The sequence below is a fragment of the Streptococcus mitis genome (assembly GCF_003942795.1).
GTDB classification, from domain to species: domain Bacteria; phylum Bacillota; class Bacilli; order Lactobacillales; family Streptococcaceae; genus Streptococcus; species Streptococcus mitis_BJ.
Map to the genome: position 1 here is coordinate 44,910 of NZ_RJNY01000005.1, position 15,805 is coordinate 60,714.

17 protein-coding genes are annotated in these 15,805 nt (G+C 43.0%); 10 read left to right on the forward strand and 7 right to left on the reverse strand.

Translation table 11 applies throughout. The features are described from left to right. Positions 1-210: 210 nt before the first annotated feature. The gene (locus tag D8847_RS03595) at positions 211-927 is read right to left on the reverse strand and encodes a GntR family transcriptional regulator (protein WP_001007181.1); all 717 of its coding nucleotides are present in this window, start codon (positions 925-927) and stop codon (positions 211-213) included. Positions 928-1,248: 321 nt separating this feature from the next. Between D8847_RS03595 and D8847_RS03600 the strand changes: the two genes are divergently transcribed. The 9 genes from D8847_RS03600 (at position 1,249) to D8847_RS03640 (ending at position 10,196) form a co-directional block, all read left to right on the forward strand. Beyond that, entirely contained in the window at positions 1,249-3,036 is a 1,788-nt protein-coding gene (locus tag D8847_RS03600) for a glycoside hydrolase family 35 protein (protein ID WP_125840634.1), read from the forward strand. Then, positions 3,033-3,509, forward strand: a complete 477-nt coding sequence (locus D8847_RS03605; RefSeq protein ID WP_000156968.1) for a PTS sugar transporter subunit IIB — start codon at positions 3,033-3,035, stop codon at positions 3,507-3,509. The genes D8847_RS03600 and D8847_RS03605 overlap by 4 nt, the downstream gene beginning before the upstream one ends. Positions 3,510-3,535: 26 nt before the next feature. After that, positions 3,536-4,441, forward strand: coding sequence for a PTS mannose/fructose/sorbose/N-acetylgalactosamine transporter subunit IIC (locus D8847_RS03610; RefSeq protein ID WP_000616992.1), 906 nt, complete (start codon positions 3,536-3,538; stop codon positions 4,439-4,441). Next, positions 4,428-5,249: a PTS system mannose/fructose/sorbose family transporter subunit IID gene (locus tag D8847_RS03615; protein WP_000185284.1), complete on the forward strand. Its 822-nt coding sequence runs from the start codon at positions 4,428-4,430 to the stop codon at positions 5,247-5,249. The genes D8847_RS03610 and D8847_RS03615 overlap by 14 nt, the downstream gene beginning before the upstream one ends. Before the next feature lie 3 nt (positions 5,250-5,252). Continuing rightward, positions 5,253-5,657 carry a PTS sugar transporter subunit IIA gene (locus D8847_RS03620; RefSeq protein ID WP_125840635.1) on the forward strand — a complete coding sequence of 135 codons (405 nt, stop codon included), beginning with the start codon at positions 5,253-5,255 and terminating at the stop codon, positions 5,655-5,657. A gap of 222 nt (positions 5,658-5,879) precedes the next feature. Beyond that, positions 5,880-7,046, forward strand: coding sequence for an SIS domain-containing protein (locus D8847_RS03625; RefSeq protein ID WP_125840636.1), 1,167 nt, complete (start codon positions 5,880-5,882; stop codon positions 7,044-7,046). Positions 7,047-7,056: 10 nt separating this feature from the next. Continuing rightward, complete coding sequence (gene lacD, locus D8847_RS03630) at positions 7,057-8,052, forward strand: tagatose-bisphosphate aldolase (RefSeq protein WP_004245774.1); 996 nt, start codon at positions 7,057-7,059, stop codon at positions 8,050-8,052. Between the two features lie 145 nt (positions 8,053-8,197). After that, positions 8,198-9,235 carry an aldose epimerase family protein gene (locus D8847_RS03635; RefSeq protein ID WP_125840637.1) on the forward strand — a complete coding sequence of 346 codons (1,038 nt, stop codon included), beginning with the start codon at positions 8,198-8,200 and terminating at the stop codon, positions 9,233-9,235. A 106-nt stretch (positions 9,236-9,341) separates the two neighbouring features. Next, positions 9,342-10,196, forward strand: a complete 855-nt coding sequence (locus tag D8847_RS03640; protein WP_125840638.1) for a VOC family protein — start codon at positions 9,342-9,344, stop codon at positions 10,194-10,196. Positions 10,197-10,308: 112 nt separating this feature from the next. Here the strand turns inward: D8847_RS03640 and D8847_RS03645 are convergent, their stop codons facing one another. The 3 genes from D8847_RS03645 to D8847_RS03655 are packed head-to-tail and all read right to left on the reverse strand — an operon-like array spanning position 10,309 to position 12,846. Further along, positions 10,309-11,541, reverse strand: a complete 1,233-nt coding sequence (locus tag D8847_RS03645) for a sensor histidine kinase (protein WP_125840639.1) — start codon at positions 11,539-11,541, stop codon at positions 10,309-10,311. After that, a complete protein-coding gene (locus D8847_RS03650; RefSeq protein WP_000698155.1) occupies positions 11,542-12,216 on the reverse strand; it encodes a response regulator transcription factor in 675 nt (224 codons plus the stop codon). A 9-nt stretch (positions 12,217-12,225) separates the two neighbouring features. Next, a complete protein-coding gene (locus D8847_RS03655; protein WP_084874277.1) occupies positions 12,226-12,846 on the reverse strand; it encodes a GTP pyrophosphokinase in 621 nt (206 codons plus the stop codon). Positions 12,847-12,993: 147 nt separating this feature from the next. On the opposite strand from D8847_RS03655, the gene D8847_RS03660 reads away from it, so the two are divergent. Continuing rightward, a complete protein-coding gene (locus D8847_RS03660) occupies positions 12,994-13,251 on the forward strand; it encodes a metal-sensitive transcriptional regulator (RefSeq protein ID WP_125840640.1) in 258 nt (85 codons plus the stop codon). 207 nt (positions 13,252-13,458) lie between these two features. Here D8847_RS03660 and D8847_RS03665 read toward each other — a convergent pair whose 3' ends face one another. From D8847_RS03665 to D8847_RS03675, 3 genes are read right to left on the reverse strand one after another with little or no spacing between them, the layout of a single operon-like run. Further along, positions 13,459-13,755: a rhodanese-like domain-containing protein gene (locus D8847_RS03665; RefSeq protein WP_125840641.1), complete on the reverse strand. Its 297-nt coding sequence runs from the start codon at positions 13,753-13,755 to the stop codon at positions 13,459-13,461. Further along, on the reverse strand, positions 13,745-15,400 hold the full coding sequence (locus D8847_RS03670) for an FAD-dependent oxidoreductase (protein WP_125840642.1): 1,656 nt from the start codon (positions 15,398-15,400) through the stop codon (positions 13,745-13,747). Before D8847_RS03670 ends, D8847_RS03665 begins: the two co-directional genes overlap by 11 nt. Positions 15,401-15,420: 20 nt before the next feature. Further along, a complete protein-coding gene (locus tag D8847_RS03675; protein ID WP_125840643.1) occupies positions 15,421-15,726 on the reverse strand; it encodes a rhodanese-like domain-containing protein in 306 nt (101 codons plus the stop codon). Positions 15,727-15,805: the final 79 nt, after the last annotated feature.

The following is a 15,805-nucleotide window of genomic DNA, read 5'->3' on the forward strand; positions in this document are numbered from 1 at the left end:
ATATAAGAACTATAATAAATAGAGGAAATCATGAGATTTAGGAGAAATTTACTAATAAGGGATAAAACAGAGGAAAAATCAGACGAAAATTTACCTTGTTTTTAGTAAAAATGCTACTAATTAAATAAGAGCCCTTCATAGCGTTTTCACAATTTCTTTCTCGTGCTATAATGAATAGAGAAAAAGCCTGAGCTAGGCTCAGGCTTTTTCTTAATGACCTCGGTTACATGAGATGAATTTGATTTTGTAGTAGTCTGCTCGCTTATAAGTTTCACTATAGGCAAGGACTTGGCCAGTGGCCTCAAGTTTTGTAGTCTTTGTTTGGAAGACAGTTGGGAATTGTGTATCAATTCCGAGTACAGAAGCAGCATGCTCTGGTGTAGGGAATGCGATTTCGTTGATTTCCTCAAAATGTTCATCACTCATGTGAATGCGGTAATCCAATTTGAAACGTGTATAGATAGAGCTATAATAGTCAAGATTTGGATAGTTGGCATTGATGTATTGCTCAGGAATATAAGATGTGTGGTAGATGTATGTCACGTCGTTTGTCTGACGAATACGTTCAATCTTATAGTAGAATTGATCTCCACGCAGTCCAAGTTTATCTAAATATTCAAGTTTGTTTCCGCGCTCGATAGAAAGGACAGTAACTTTATCGTCTTTTGTTTCAAAGATTTCGACATCTGAAAACTCAACGAGTTTGTGCTTGCGGGCACGTGAAACGAAAGTACCTTTACCTTGTTGGCGGACAATGTAGCCGTCTTTAGCAAGGTCATTCAAGGCACGAACAACTGTGATTGAACTCACATCGTACATCGCGATCAATTCGGCTTCTGTATAAAATTTATCTCCACTTGCAAATTGACCAGAGATGATTTTGTTTTTTAATTCATCTTTAATATATTGGTATTTAGGAATAGCCATAAATTTCACCTCGATTCTCTTTCTCCAATTTTGATTTTACCACAAATATAAAGAAAAGAGTAGTATTAAGGTCAAAAAATTAAAATAATAGACTAAAAATGTTATTTTACATGTAAAAAAATTCATTTGATGTTCTTGTGAATTATCATACATAAAAAGATCGTTTTCATGCTATTTTTAGATAATTTCGGTAAACGGTAAGTAAAAAAATAGAAAAATTTTAAATAATTTTCTAAAACCTATTGACAAATGCAAAAGATTTGATTATAGTTAATATTATAATAAATGAAAGCGCAAACTTAATTCGTCAGAGGTAATAACATGACCAGATTTAAAATTGAGGACGATTTCTATTTAGACGAAAAACCGTTCAAGATTTTGTCCGGCGCCATTCATTATTTTAGGATTCCAGCAGAGGATTGGTATCATTCTCTCTATAACTTAAAGGCGCTTGGCTTTAATACAGTCGAGACCTATGTAGCTTGGAATTTACACGAACCTGTTGAAGGGGAGTTTGATTTTGAAGGTGCCAGAAATTTGGAGAGATTTCTTCAAATTGCACAAGATTTGGGTCTCTATGCCATTGTACGCCCGTCTCCATTTATCTGTGCGGAATGGGAATTTGGTGGCTTGCCGGCTTGGCTCTTGACCAAGGACATGCGAATTCGCTCGTCCGACCCGGCCTACATCGAGGCTGTTGCTCGCTATTATGACCAATTATTGCCAAGGCTTGTGCCTCGCTTGTTGGATAACGGCGGAAACATTCTCATGATGCAAGTCGAAAATGAATATGGCTCTTATGGAGAAGATAAGTCTTATCTACGAGCAATTCGAAAATTGATGGAAGACCGAGGGATTGATTGCCCGCTCTTTACTTCAGATGGCCCATGGAGGGCTACTCTGAAAGCCGGAACCTTGATCGAAGACGACCTCTTTGTGACAGGGAACTTCGGTTCTAAAGCTCCGTACAACTTTTCACAGATGCAGGAATTCTTTGATGAGCATGGCAAAAAATGGCCCCTCATGTGTATGGAATTCTGGGATGGTTGGTTCAACCGTTGGAAAGAACCCATCATCACTCGTGATCCAAAAGAATTGGCAGAGGCTGTTCGAGAAGTATTGGAGCAAGGCTCTATCAACCTTTACATGTTCCATGGTGGCACAAACTTTGGTTTCATGAATGGTTGCTCAGCTCGAGGAACTCTGGATTTGCCACAAGTCACATCTTACGACTATGATGCCCTTCTCGATGAAGAAGGAAATCCAACTGCTAAATACCTAGCAGTCAAGAAGATGATGGCAACACACTTCCCAGAGTATCCACAGTTGGAACCACTTTACAAGGAAAGCATGGAAATGGAATCCATTCCACTAGTCGAAAAAGTTTCCTTGTTTGAAACCCTGGATAGTCTCTCTAGTCCTACTGAAAGCCTCTATCCAAAAGCGATGGAAGAACTTGGTCAAAGTTATGGTTACCTTCTTTATCGTACCGAAGCAAGTTGGGATGCAGAAGAGGAACGTCTCCGTATCATCGATGGACGTGACCAAGCTCAACTCTATGTAGATGGTCAATGGATTGCCACTCAATACCAGACAGAGATTGGTGAAGATATCTACTGTCAGGGCAACCGAGAAGGCTGTTCAGAGATTGATATCCTGATCGAAAATATGGGGCGTGTTAACTATGGACACAAGTTCTTAGCAGATACACAACATAAAGGAATTCGTACAGGTGTCTGCAAAGATCTACATTTCTTACTGAATTGGAAACAATATCCACTGCCGCTGGATAATCCTGAGAAAATTGATTTTTCAAAAGGATGGATAGAAGGACAACCAGCCTTTTACGCTTTCGACCTTACTGTTGAAGAACCGAAGGATACCTACTTAGACTTGTCTGAGTTTGGTAAGGGAGTTGCCTTTGTCAATGGGCGTCACCTAGGGCGTTTCTGGAACGTCGGCCCGACCCTCTCACTTTATATCCCTCATAGCTATCTCAAGGAAGGTGCTAATCGCATCATCATCTTTGAAACTGATGGCGAATATAAAGAAGAGATTCACTTAACTCGTAAACCTACACTAAAACACATAAAGGGGGAAAACTTATGACAATTGTAGGATGCCGTATCGATGGACGTTTGATCCACGGTCAAGTAGCCAATCTTTGGGCTGGAAAACTAAATGTTTCACGCATTATGGTTGTAGACGACGAAGTTGTTAACAACGATATTGAAAAGAGTGGTTTGAAACTTGCGACACCACCAGGTGTGAAACTCAGTATCTTGCCAGTTGAGAAAGCAGCAGCAAATATCCTTGCTGGTAAATACGATAGCCAACGTCTCTTTATCGTTGCACGTAAACCAGACCGTTTCCTTGGTTTGGTCGAAGCAGGTGTTCCGCTTGAAACACTCAACGTCGGCAATATGTCTCAAACACCAGAAACTCGCTCTATCACACGTTCTATCAACGTGGTAGACAAGGATGTGGAAGATTTCCACAAACTAGCAGAAAAAGGTGTGAAACTCACTGCTCAAATGGTTCCAAATGATCCAGTTTCAGACTTTTTGAGCTTGTTAAAATAGGAAAAAATTTTTAGGAGGTCATTGTTATGATACAATGGTGGCAAATTTTACTTCTCACTTTGTACTCAGCTTATCAAATCTGTGATGAGTTGACAATCGTTTCATCTGCAGGTTCTCCTGTATTCGCTGGTTTTATTACTGGTTTGATCATGGGAGATGTGACAACTGGTTTGTTTATCGGTGGTAGCTTGCAGTTGTTCGTTCTCGGGGTTGGTACCTTCGGTGGTGCTTCTCGTATCGACGCAACTTCTGGTGCGGTTCTTGCAACAGCATTCTCTATCTCTCAAGGTATTGATACAGATCTTGCGATCACAACAATCGCTGTACCAGTAGCAGCACTTTTGACATACTTCGACGTTCTTGGACGTATGACAACTACTTTCTTTGCACACCGTATTGATGCTGCGATCGAACGCTTTGACTACAAAGGTATCGAACGCAACTACCTACTTGGTGCAGTGCCTTGGGCTCTTTCTCGTGCCCTTCCAGTATTCTTCGCTCTTGCTTTTGGTGGTGCTTTTGTACAATCAGTAGTAGACCTTGTTAAAGAATATCAATGGATTGCAGATGGTTTGACACTTGCAGGTCGTATGCTTCCAGGTCTTGGATTTGCAATCTTGCTTCGTTACCTTCCAGTTAAACGTAACCTTCACTACCTTGCAATGGGATTTGGTTTGACAGCTATGTTGACTGTTCTTTACTCATATGTAACAGGTCTTGGTGGAGCTGTTGCGGGTATCCTTGGTACTCTTCCTGCTGATGTTGCTGAAAAGATTGGCTTTGCTAACAACTTCAAAGGTTTGTCTATGATCGGTGTTTCTATCGTAGGTATCTTCCTTGCAGTTGTTCACTTTAAGAACAGCCAAAAAGTAGCTGTAGCAGCACCTTCTACACCATCAGAAAGTGGGGAAATCGAAGATGACGAATTCTAATTACAAACTTACAAAAGAAGATTTTAATCAAATCAACAAACGTAGCTTGTTTACTTTCCAATTAGGTTGGAACTACGAACGTATGCAAGCTTCTGGTTACCTTTACATGATCTTGCCTCAATTGCGTAAAATGTATGGGGATGGAACTCCTGAATTGAAAGAAATGATGAAAGTTCATACTCAATTCTTCAATACTTCACCATTCTTCCACACTATTATCGCTGGTTTTGACCTTGCCATGGAAGAAAAAGATGGTGTAGGTTCAAAAGATGCCGTTAACGGTATCAAGACAGGTTTGATGGGACCATTTGCTCCTCTTGGAGATACTATCTTTGGTTCACTTGTACCTGCTATCATGGGTTCTATCGCAGCAACTATGGCTATCGCTGGTCAACCATGGGGTATCTTCCTTTGGATCGCAGTTGCAGTTGCTTATGACATCTTCCGTTGGAAACAATTGGAATTTGCCTACAAAGAAGGGGTTAACCTTATCAACAACATGCAAAGTACTTTGACAGCTTTGATTGACGCTGCATCTGTACTTGGTGTCTTCATGATGGGTGCTCTTGTAGCAACAATGATTAACTTTGACATTTCTTACAAATTGCCAATCGGTGAAAAGATGATTGACTTCCAAGACATCTTGAACTCAATCTTCCCACGCTTGCTTCCAGCAATCTTTACTGCCTTTATCTTCTGGTTGCTTGGTAAGAAAGGTATGAACTCTACTAAAGCGATCGGTATCATTATCGTTCTTGCAGTAGGTCTTTCATTCATCGGTAAATTCTTGCTTGGAATGGGCGCATAATTTATGGCTAAATCATTAATTTTGGTGAGTCATGGTCGTTTCTGTGAAGAACTTAAAGGTAGCACAGAAATGATCATGGGTCCACAGGACAACATTCATGCGGTGGCTCTTCTTCCAGAAGATGGCCCAGAAGAATTTACTGCAAAATTTGAAGCTGCTATCGAAGGATTGGATGATTTCCTAGTCTTTGCGGATCTTCTCGGTGGTACGCCATGTAACGTGGTGAGCCGCTTGATTATGGAAGGTCGCGACATTGAACTCTACGCAGGGATGAATCTTCCGATGGTGATTGAATTTATCAATGCGAGCCTTACAGGTGCAGATGCGGATTATAAGAGCCGTGCTGCAGAAAGCATTGTAAAAGTCAATGACCTGTTAGTGGGCTTCGATGATGACGAAGATGAATAAGACTCTTCGAAAATCAAATTCAAACCGCGTCAGCGTCGCCTTGCCGTACTCAAGTACAGCCTGCGGCTAGCTTCCTAGTTTGCTCTTTGATTTTCATTGAGTATACGATGTGACAACGTGAAAACCGTTAGAACAGCTTGTATAGAATATACATGGGAATGGGAGTCAATCCATTCCCATATTTTCAATAGGAATGAAACAACAATAGATTAGAGGAACTCTATGCTAAATTACACAAAAGAAGAATTACTTGAACTGGGTGCAGAAATCACGACTCGTGAGATCTACCAACAGCCTGATGTATGGAAAGAGGCTTTTGAAGCCTATCAAGCGAAACGGGAAGAAATTGCAGCCTTTCTGAAAGAAATCGCTGATAAGCATGACTATATCAAGGTCATCTTGACGGGTGCTGGTACTTCTGCTTATGTGGGAGATACCTTGGTGCCTTACTTTAAGGAAGTCTATGACGAACGCAAATGGAATTTCAATGCCATTGCGACAACTGATATTGTTGCCAATCCAGAAACTTATCTGAAAAAAGATGTTGCGACTGTCCTTGTTTCCTTTGCTCGTAGTGGAAATTCACCTGAAAGTGTGGCAACTGTTGACTTGGCTAAAGCCTTAGTTGATGACCTCTATCAAGTGACCATTACTTGTGCAGCGGACGGGAAATTGGCTCTTCAAGCCCATGGCGATGAGCGCAATCTTTTGCTCTTGCAACCAACTGCTTCCAATGACGCTGGATTTGCCATGACTTCTAGCTTTACGTCCATGATGCTAACAGCTCTCTTGGTTTTTGATCCTACAGAATTTGCTGTGAAAGCTGAACGTTTTGAAGTTGTGACGAGCCTTGCGCGTAAAGTTCTAGACAATGCAGCAGATGTTAATGAGCTGGTTGACCTCGACTTTAACCGTGTTATCTACCTAGGCGCTGGTCCTTTCTTTGGACTTGCGCATGAAGCTCAGTTGAAGATTTTGGAATTGACTGCTGGTCAAGTGGCGACCATGTATGAAAGCCCAGTTGGCTTCCGTCACGGTCCAAAATCTCTTATCAATGAAGATACAGTTGTTTTGATCTTTGGCACAACGACAGACTACACTCGCAAGTACGACTTGGACTTGGTTCGTGAAGTTGCTGGTGATCACATTGCTCGTCGTGTTGTGCTCTTAAGTGATCAAGCCTTTGGTCTTGAAAATGTCAAAGAAGTAGCCCTTGGTTGTGGCGGTGTCTTGAACGATATTTACCGTGTCTTCCCTTACATCGTTTATGCCCAACTCTTTGCCCTATTGACTTCACTCAAGGTAAAAAATAAACCAGATACGCCGTCTCCTACTGGTACCGTAAACCGTGTGGTACAAGGTGTGATCATTCATGACTATCAAAAATAAGGAAGTATCTATGAGTAAATTACAATTAAGTCCCAATAAAGTAGCCTGCCTGCAAAAACTCTCTGACGAGAACGGCATTATCTCAGCCCTTGCCTTTGACCAACGTGGTGCTTTGAAACGCCTCATGGCTCAATACCAAACAGAAGAGCCAACAGTAGCTCAAATGGAAGAACTCAAGGTCTTGGTTGCAGATGAATTGACAAAATACGCTTCTTCTATGCTTCTAGACCCAGAGTATGGACTTCCAGCTACAAAAGCGCTTGATGCCAACGCCGGCCTTCTCCTTGCTTATGAAAAAACTGGCTACGACACAACTAGCACTAAACGCTTGCCTGACTGCTTGGATGTTTGGTCTGCAAAACGCATCAAAGAACAAGGTGCGGATGCAGTCAAATTCTTGCTTTACTACGATGTAGACAGTTCTGACGAACTCAACCAACAAAAACAAGCCTACATCGAACGCATTGGTTCTGAATGTGTGGCTGAAGATATCCCATTCTTCCTTGAAATCCTCGCTTACGATGAAAAAATCGCTGATGCAGGTTCTGCAGAATACGCAAAAGTGAAACCACACAAGGTTATTGGTGCTATGAAGGTCTTCTCAGATCCACGCTTCAACATCGATGTCTTGAAAGTGGAAGTTCCAGTCAATGTTAAATATGTTGAAGGCTTTGGTGATGGTGAAATCGTGCATACACGCGAAGAAGCAGCAGCTTTTTTCAAAGCACAAGATGAAGCAACTAATTTGCCATATATCTACTTGAGTGCGGGAGTGTCAGCCAAACTCTTCCAAGAAACCCTTGTCTTTGCCCACGAATCAGGCGCAAACTTCAACGGCGTTCTTTGTGGCCGTGCAACCTGGGCAGGATCAGTTGAAGCCTACATCAAAGACGGTGAGGCAGCAGCTCGTGAATGGCTTCGCACAACTGGATTTGAGAACATTGATGAACTCAACAAAGTTCTTCAAACAACAGCGACTTCATGGACTGAACGTGTGGAAGCATAAAACAGGTATAGAGGAATCCCTTTTTGTTAAGCAAATGCTTAGGTTTTCTAACAAAGGATTCTGAAAATAGAAACTACAACCATAGATGGTGCATACACTCTCTATGGTTTGTTTACTTAAGAGAAATGGATCAAAGGAGAGAAGAATGAAAGCATACACAGAGCGTGTATTTGGAAATCATGAGGGCAAGGATGTCTTGGCCTATCGCTTTGAGACTGACAGTGGCTATCAACTAGAAATCATGACCTATGGTGCGACCATCTTGCGCTATGTCACACCTGACAAGGCTGGAAACTTTGCCAATGTGATCTTGGGCTTTGATGATTTTGATAGCTATGTAGGCAATAGTCCCAAGCATGGAGCAAGTGTAGGTCCTGTAGCAGGCCGTATTGCAGGTGCGACATTTGAGCTCAATGGCCAGACCTATGACCTTGAAGTCAACAATGCCAGCAACTGTAACCACAGTGGTTCAACAGGTTGGGATTCAAGCTTGTTTGAATTGGTAGAGGTGAGCGACCATGGCTTGACCCTCTACACCGAGCGTACAGACGGGACGGGAGGATTCCCTGGCAATCTCAAGATCTGGATCAGCTACCACTTGGAAGAAACTGGCGCCTACGAAGTCAGCTATAAGGTGACGACAGATCAGGATACGCTTGTCAATCCAACTAATCACAGCTACTTCAACTTGTCTGGTGATTTCACGCAGACAGTTGACCGCCATGTCTTCCAGCTAAATACGGAGGGCATTTACCCAATCGCTCCGGACGGTGTTCCGGCTAAGACTCCAGATGCTACTCGTGATGTGGTGAAACACATCTATAATGGAGCCTTGTTGAAGGACATCTTTGCAGAGGAAGATGAGCAAATCCAGTTGGTATCTGGTTTGGATCACCCATTTGCTCTTCCTGCAGGTCATGACAATGCTGGTTTTCTTTATGACCAAAACTCAGGTCGCTTCCTACTTTTCAAGACAGAGGCCCCTTGCTTTGTGGTCTACACAGCAAACTTTGTGGATGAGAGTGTGCTCATCGGAGGCGAGCCAATGGTACAGCACAATGGGATTGCCCTTGAAGCGCAAGCTTTACCAGATGCCATTCATAGCGACCTCAAAGACCAAGTCATTCTCAAAGCAGGGGAAACTTTCACCAGCAAAACTCGCTACGAGCTTGTTGTAAAATAAAAAGAAGAGCTGGTTTCCAGCTCTTTTGAGTTGTCTTCGTTGACATTTTATCTCAATAGTGTATAATTGATGTAATTAATGATGTTACAACAAAAGGAGACACCCGATGACTTATGCGTACCAAAGCCACATTTACCTAGCCGAGGTGGTTTTAAATGCCAAGGATTTGAAGACTCAAACGGCTTTTTATCACCAGATTATTGGCTTGGAGATTTTATCGCAAACGGAGACAGAAGCGATTTTGGGACTTGGTCAAAAAGCCTTGGTTCACTTGATTGCGACAGAAAAGGCTGGCGAAGTAAGGGAGCATTATGGGCTGTACCATCTGGCGATTTTGTTGCCAACAAGAAAAGCCTTGGCAGATGTCTTGAAACACCTAAGTGACCTGCGGATTCCTCTGGTCGGAGGTGCGGATCATGGATACAGTGACGCCCTTTATCTGGAGGATTTGGAAGGAAATGGCATTGAACTCTACCGTGATAAGCCAGTTTCTTCATGGGATATTCGAGAAGACGGTCGCATTATCGGTGTGACCGAAGCCCTCGCGGCACAGGACATCTATGAGCTAGGGGAAAAGGTGGATCCCTTTATCCTAGCTGAAGGGACGAGAATGGGGCATATCCATCTATCGGTTAAGGATAGCCACGCGGCAAGTCAGTTTTATCAAAAGGTGTTAGGGCTAGAAGATAAATTTACTATTCCGAGTGCTAGTTGGATAGCGGCTGGTCAGTACCATCACCACCTGGCTGTCAACGAATGGGCTGGAAAAGGTCTGGCTCCGCGTGAGCAAGGCTTGCCAGGTTTGGCTTACTATGTCCTTGAGGTCGAAAGCAAGGAAGAACTCCTGAACATCGTTAAGCAAGCACAAGAGCTAGAGGCACCAATCAAGTGGTTAAATTCGAGTGAGTTGGATCTTGTAGACCCAGATGGGATTGTGACCCGCATTTGCTTGGCACGATGAGATGTGAAAAACACATCATAGACATAGAAAAAGGCGGACAAGCTCGCATTCTGTTTTTAGAATGCGTACTTGTTCGCTTTTTATGAAATGATAAAGAGTAAAAGAGCTATAGTTATAACCAGACTGTAAAGGTAATCACCTGTTTCTTGTAGGTGACAAATATTTTACCTCTAAATAAGCTGACGAGATGCTGAGCCATAGAGAGACCAATTCCGTGTCCAGATATGGTTTGGTTGTTGTGAGAGGTCTCTGCACGATAAAAGCGATCAAAGAAACGCTTAATATTAACTGCTTGTCCATCCTTATAATCATTAGAAATAGTGATGCAAGTTCGTTTGCGTAGTAGGTAATTTTTGCGTTGGAGCGTCAAGCGAATCGTTCCAGCAGGATCGCAGTATTTTCGGGCATTGTCAAGAAGGATGCTAAGAAGCTCATAAAATTCTTCTTGGGCTACTTTTTCTACAACGTCTGCTTCAATAGAACTTTCAAATTTTTTATCTTCTTTGGTAAAGAGAGGAGCAAAATCTGAGGCAACCTTTTCAGCGATGACGGAGATATTTTGAGGAGCTAATTTTATATCCTCTTGTTCCTCGAGCCGAGCAAGTCGGATGAGTCTTCCAATCAAGTGGTTGAGTCGTTCCGTCTGTTCTTTAGTGCTGATACTCCACTCAGTCTCTCCCTCTATTAACTCCTGTAGTTCGGTATTGGCCGAAATGATGGCTAGAGGCGTTTTAAGTTCGTGTCCTGCATTGGTGATAAACATCCGTTGTTTTTCATAGTTTTTGATAAAAGGACGAATGACAATCCCTGAAATCAAGGTGAAGAGCAGTATGAGGAGGAGTAAGCTAGCTAGGGCCAGCCAGATAGAGACCTGAAGTAGGGTGTCGCGTTCGCGGATATAGTTAGTTGTCTCAAAGAAAACCAGTAGTTTCCCAGTCGTAGATTGGCTCACTTGATAGGTAAAATAGCGTCCCTTATGAGTAATAGAACCATAAGTTTCTTGCTTTTTGAGGATGTTTGGGAGAAAACTTTTGACTTCAGCCTCAGTTAAGGACTGGACATTTGTGAGGGAGATGGCGTAGTCATTTTCCTTTTCTCTGACGGAGAAGTATTGAAAGTTGTAGACAATTCCTTCTTGGATATTTTTCTCAGTCAGACTTTCCTTGATTTCGTCTGTAATAGGAAGTTCGCCCTCATTCTTGGTTAAGATAGAGAGGACGGTGTGGATGTTACCCTCCGTCTGAGTGTAGACGATACTATTCATCAAGACTAGAAAGAAGGTTAGAATCAGAGCAATGGCAAGAGTGGTCGTTGCGATAAATTTGATACGAAGTTTTCGAAACATCTAGTCACCTCCTGTCAATTGGAAGGGGCCTTCTGCAGCCCCAAGTATTTGTAAGCTAGACTGGACACTTTGGAGTTTTTGGCGTAGGTAGGAGATATAGAGAAAGACGAGCTCGTGATCCTGTTCTTCTAGCTCGTCTGGCCAAACCTGCTCTAGAAGTTGTTGACAACTGAGGGGTTGGTTAGCGTGCTGGATAAGGAGAGTCAAGAGTTGGGTCTCCTTTTTCCCCAAACGAATGCTGTTTGTAGCAGCTAATTCTTGTTCGTCAATATCCAAGCGGGTATTTCCTAATTGGATCGTATCTGGGGTATAGTCCTCCAGACGGCGGGCAGTAGAACGGAGTCTGGCCAGAAGTTCTTTGAGAGAGAAGGGTTTGGTCAAGTAGTCGTCAGCACCTGCATCGAGTCCGGTTACGCGGTCGTCCACTTCGGCCATGGCTGTCAACATGATAACGTGAGTCGTATTGCCTGCCTGGCGAATTTCTTTGAGGGCTTCGATTCCAGTTTTAATTGGCATCATGATGTCAAAAATCATGAGGTGATAGTGGTTAGATTTAGCCTTTTCGACAGCGTCTTGTCCGTTAAAAACAGAATCAACGCTGTAGCCTTCGCGTTCTAACGCAACAGTGATAACACGGTTTAGTTGGGTTTCATCTTCGGCAAGTAGGATTTTCATAGGTTCTCCTTAGTCTTGATCAGAGCGCTGAATCAAATCACGGATGGTCTGCATGGTCAAATCACAAGAAGCAAGCTCATCGGCACAACGTTTGAGCTCGCGCGTGATTCGCTCAGGATTTTGGATGTTTTTCTTGTATTTCATCTGGTGTTCGAGGCTAGCCCAGGAGTCCATAGCAATTGTGCGCAGTTGAATCTCGATAAAATAGGTACCCTGGTCATTTCCCAGACAGTCTGGGTAGGGAGTGGTCACCTCTAGAATCAGATGATAGGAGCGGTAGCCGTTGGGTTTGACCTGACGGATATAGTCTTTCTCTTTGAAAATATGGATGCTTGGCATCTGGCGAATATACTCTACGATGCGGTAGATATCATCTGTAAAGCCTGTGATAATTCGAACGCCAATAGCATCTCGTATTTCTTTAAGAGCGGATTGACTTGTCTGAGGAAGGCCCTTGCGTTGGCATTTTTCACGCATGCTTTTTTCCGTTTTGATGCGAGCATGCAAATGCTCATATAGTTTGAGGTTGGTTTCTTTTTTGTAATTGGCTGCGGCCTCTTCTATGTCTTGAATAAAGGTTTGCAAGATGGTGGGTAAATAGGTCTCACAGCTACCATAGATAGAATTCATAAGCACGTCCATTCTGAACAGTTTTTTACTATTATATCATGAAAACACCGATATGAGATAAGTTCCTACAAAGACAGATGGGATGAGAATTTTGACAAAGCCCCTTATTCGAGATATAATGAAGAAAAATCGAGCAAGGAAAAAGAAATGACAAACTCAAAGTATATAACACGCTTGAAACGTTCAGAGGGCCAGTTGCGTGGGATTCAAAAGATGATTGAAGAAGGTCGTGACTGCGCTGATATTGTGACGCAGTTGACAGCAGTGAAATCGAGTGTTGAGCGCGTGATTGAGATGATGATTACGGAAAATCTCACCGCCTGCATCAACCAACCACTAGATGACCCCGAGGCTCAAAAAGAACGCCTAGAAAAGGCCATCCGATACTTGATTAAACGGAAATGAACTAATTTTTTGAGACGATAGTTGCAAAGGCATATCTAACTATTAATAGAATAGTTTAATTTGAATCAAAAGAGGCTGGGTAAAGAGTCTTTAAAATTAAAAAACGCATACTATCAGGTGTTGAAAAACCTTGATAGTATGCGTTTTATTTTGGGAAGATTAACTTCATTTTCTCCTGAAATTGAGTTGTTGCTCAGCTTCTTTTGCTTATTCTACTTGACCGGGCCAAGCATTCATACCACCTTCTACGTTGATAACGGTGAAGCCTTGGGCGCTGAGAAATTGACAGGCAGATGCAGAACGTACTCCACCTTGACAGATAACATGGTATGCATGGTCAGGATTGAGTTCTTTATAGCCTTGCTCCAAGGTACTTAACGGAAGATTTTTGGCAACTGGTACATGTCCTGCTTGGAATTCATGTACTTCACGTACATCGATAAGATTTAGATTTTCATGTTGATATTTTTCATAAAAGTCAGCCATGCTGATACTAGTTTCCATATTCGACTCCTTCTGGTTTAGCCATTTTGTATAGTGAATAAGCGCCGTCAAGGTTTTGGACGGGAAATCCTGCTTGTTTGAGGATACGCTCTGCGATGTAGCTGCGTAAACCGCTGTGGCAGCTGACGATATAGGCTTGGTTCTTATCCAGTTCGTCCAAGCGTTCCCGTAGTTCGTTTAGGGGGATGTGGATGGTATCGACTTTGAGTCGGCCACTCTGGAATTCGCCACTTGTCCGTACATCTAGGAATTTCTTGCCCTTGTCCAGTTCGTCTTCTAGTTGGTACCATTGGATATTGTCGCTGAGACCTTCGATAAGGTTCAAGGCTGCGTAGCCCAGCATATTGACGGGATCCTTGGCAGAGCCAAATGGTGGTGTATAGGTGAACTCCAATTCTGGTAAGTCAAAGACGGTGAGATTTCCCTTGATAGCAGTTGCCAGGATATCGATTCGCTTGTCAACGCCTTTCTTCCCGACTCCTTGGGCACCGTAGATTTTTCCAGTGGTTGGGTCAAAGAGGAGCTTCAAGGTCATATCAGTAGCGCCTGGATAATAACCAGCGTGGTCTTTCCCGCTGACATGAAGGGCCTTGTAAGGAAGTTGATTCATGCCAAGACTACGTTCGCTGAGACCAGTCGAGGCGGCTGTCATATCAAAGGTACGAACGATAGCAGTGCCGATACTGCCCTTATTGGTACGACCGAGTCCTGCAATGACGTCCGCCACTTGGCGTCCTTGACGATTAGCAGGAGAAGCGAGAGAGATGAGGGCATCTTGGCCTGTAATTTCTTGCTTGACGGCGATGGCATCCCCAACCGCAAAAATATCTTTTTGACTGGTTTCGTAGTGTTCGTCGACTAAGATACCGCCACGTAGTCCCAGTTCAATCCCTGCAGCCTTAGCCAGTCCATTTTCAGGTTCAACACCGACAGAAAGGATGGTGAGGTCAGAAGTGATCTTTTGACCGTTTTCGAGAACGATGACTTTTCCCTGGCCTCCAAATCGAGTCGCAGACTGAGAAGTGATAACGCGAACGCCGTTTTTAACCAATTCTGCTTGGATAAAGGCTGCCATTTCGTGATCTAATGGTGGCAAGACATGGGGTGCTTTCTCAACGATAGTAACTTGCAATCCACGTTTCGCAAGGTTTTCAGCCATTTCAAGCCCGATAAAGCCTGCACCGATAACGACAGCTTCTTTTGGATGATTGTCCAAGGCAGCCATAATCTCGTCAAGATCGGGAACATTGCGGAGCGTGTAGGTGTTCTTAGCTTCTGCCAAGCCTTCAATGGCAGGAACAAATGGTTTAGCTCCTGGGGAGAGGATCAACTTGTCGTAGCTTTCTGTGAATTCCTGTCCATCGTGTCGCACTGTCACAGTGTGTTCTGCTGGAGAAATCTGGATGACTTCATGAAATGGTCGCACATCGAGATTAAAGCGTGCCCTGAGACTTTCAGGAGTTTGCACCAATAAACTATCACGGTTTGCAATTTCTCCTGAAACATAGTAAGGAAGCCCGCAGTTTGCAAAGGAAACAAAGGGACCTTTCTCAAAAATAATAATCTCAGCGTCCTCCATGAGACGTCTGAGACGGGTTGCTGCTGACATACCGCCTGCAACTCCTCCGACAATGATAATTTTCATTGACTTTCTCCTTTTTGCTTCTAGATGACCTTGCCTGTCCAAGCGCTCATACCGCCTCGTACATTGATGACATCATAGCCTTTTTTCTTAAGCTTTTTCGCAGCTAGTTTGCTTCGTACACCAGAGTGACAAATGACATAAAGTGTTTCTTTTGTCGCAGGTGTGTAAGAACCGATTTCCGTTAGAGGGATATTCTTGGCATTTTTGATATGACCTCTACGGAATTCCATAGGCGTCCGAACATCTAGTAGCTGAATCGGTTCTCTGAGTTTAGCTTCTAACTCGCTGGTAGAAATACTGTCAATTTTTGTAAATAAGTGAAACATAGGCACCTCCAAATATACCCTTATGGGGTATATTAAACCATGAAGTTAATCTTTTGTCAAGCAAGTTGTTTTGACTTGG

Bases quoted from the DNA above. Each gene is read 5' to 3' on its own strand.
- D8847_RS03595 (WP_001007181.1), bottom strand. From the start codon at position 927: ATGGCTATTCCTAAATACCAATATATTAAAGATGAATTAAAAAACAAA.
- D8847_RS03600 (WP_125840634.1), top strand. From the start codon at position 1,249: ATGACCAGATTTAAAATTGAGGACGATTTCTATTTAGACGAAAAACCG.
- D8847_RS03605 (WP_000156968.1), top strand. From the start codon at position 3,033: ATGACAATTGTAGGATGCCGTATCGATGGACGTTTGATCCACGGTCAA.
- D8847_RS03610 (WP_000616992.1), top strand. From the start codon at position 3,536: ATGATACAATGGTGGCAAATTTTACTTCTCACTTTGTACTCAGCTTAT.
- D8847_RS03615 (WP_000185284.1), top strand. From the start codon at position 4,428: ATGACGAATTCTAATTACAAACTTACAAAAGAAGATTTTAATCAAATC.
- D8847_RS03620 (WP_125840635.1), top strand. From the start codon at position 5,253: ATGGCTAAATCATTAATTTTGGTGAGTCATGGTCGTTTCTGTGAAGAA.
- D8847_RS03625 (WP_125840636.1), top strand. From the start codon at position 5,880: ATGCTAAATTACACAAAAGAAGAATTACTTGAACTGGGTGCAGAAATC.
- lacD (WP_004245774.1), top strand. From the start codon at position 7,057: ATGAGTAAATTACAATTAAGTCCCAATAAAGTAGCCTGCCTGCAAAAA.
- D8847_RS03635 (WP_125840637.1), top strand. From the start codon at position 8,198: ATGAAAGCATACACAGAGCGTGTATTTGGAAATCATGAGGGCAAGGAT.
- D8847_RS03640 (WP_125840638.1), top strand. From the start codon at position 9,342: ATGACTTATGCGTACCAAAGCCACATTTACCTAGCCGAGGTGGTTTTA.
- D8847_RS03645 (WP_125840639.1), bottom strand. From the start codon at position 11,541: ATGTTTCGAAAACTTCGTATCAAATTTATCGCAACGACCACTCTTGCC.
- D8847_RS03650 (WP_000698155.1), bottom strand. From the start codon at position 12,216: ATGAAAATCCTACTTGCCGAAGATGAAACCCAACTAAACCGTGTTATC.
- D8847_RS03655 (WP_084874277.1), bottom strand. From the start codon at position 12,846: ATGAATTCTATCTATGGTAGCTGTGAGACCTATTTACCCACCATCTTG.
- D8847_RS03660 (WP_125840640.1), top strand. From the start codon at position 12,994: ATGACAAACTCAAAGTATATAACACGCTTGAAACGTTCAGAGGGCCAG.
- D8847_RS03665 (WP_125840641.1), bottom strand. From the start codon at position 13,755: ATGGAAACTAGTATCAGCATGGCTGACTTTTATGAAAAATATCAACAT.
- D8847_RS03670 (WP_125840642.1), bottom strand. From the start codon at position 15,400: ATGAAAATTATCATTGTCGGAGGAGTTGCAGGCGGTATGTCAGCAGCA.
- D8847_RS03675 (WP_125840643.1), bottom strand. From the start codon at position 15,726: ATGTTTCACTTATTTACAAAAATTGACAGTATTTCTACCAGCGAGTTA.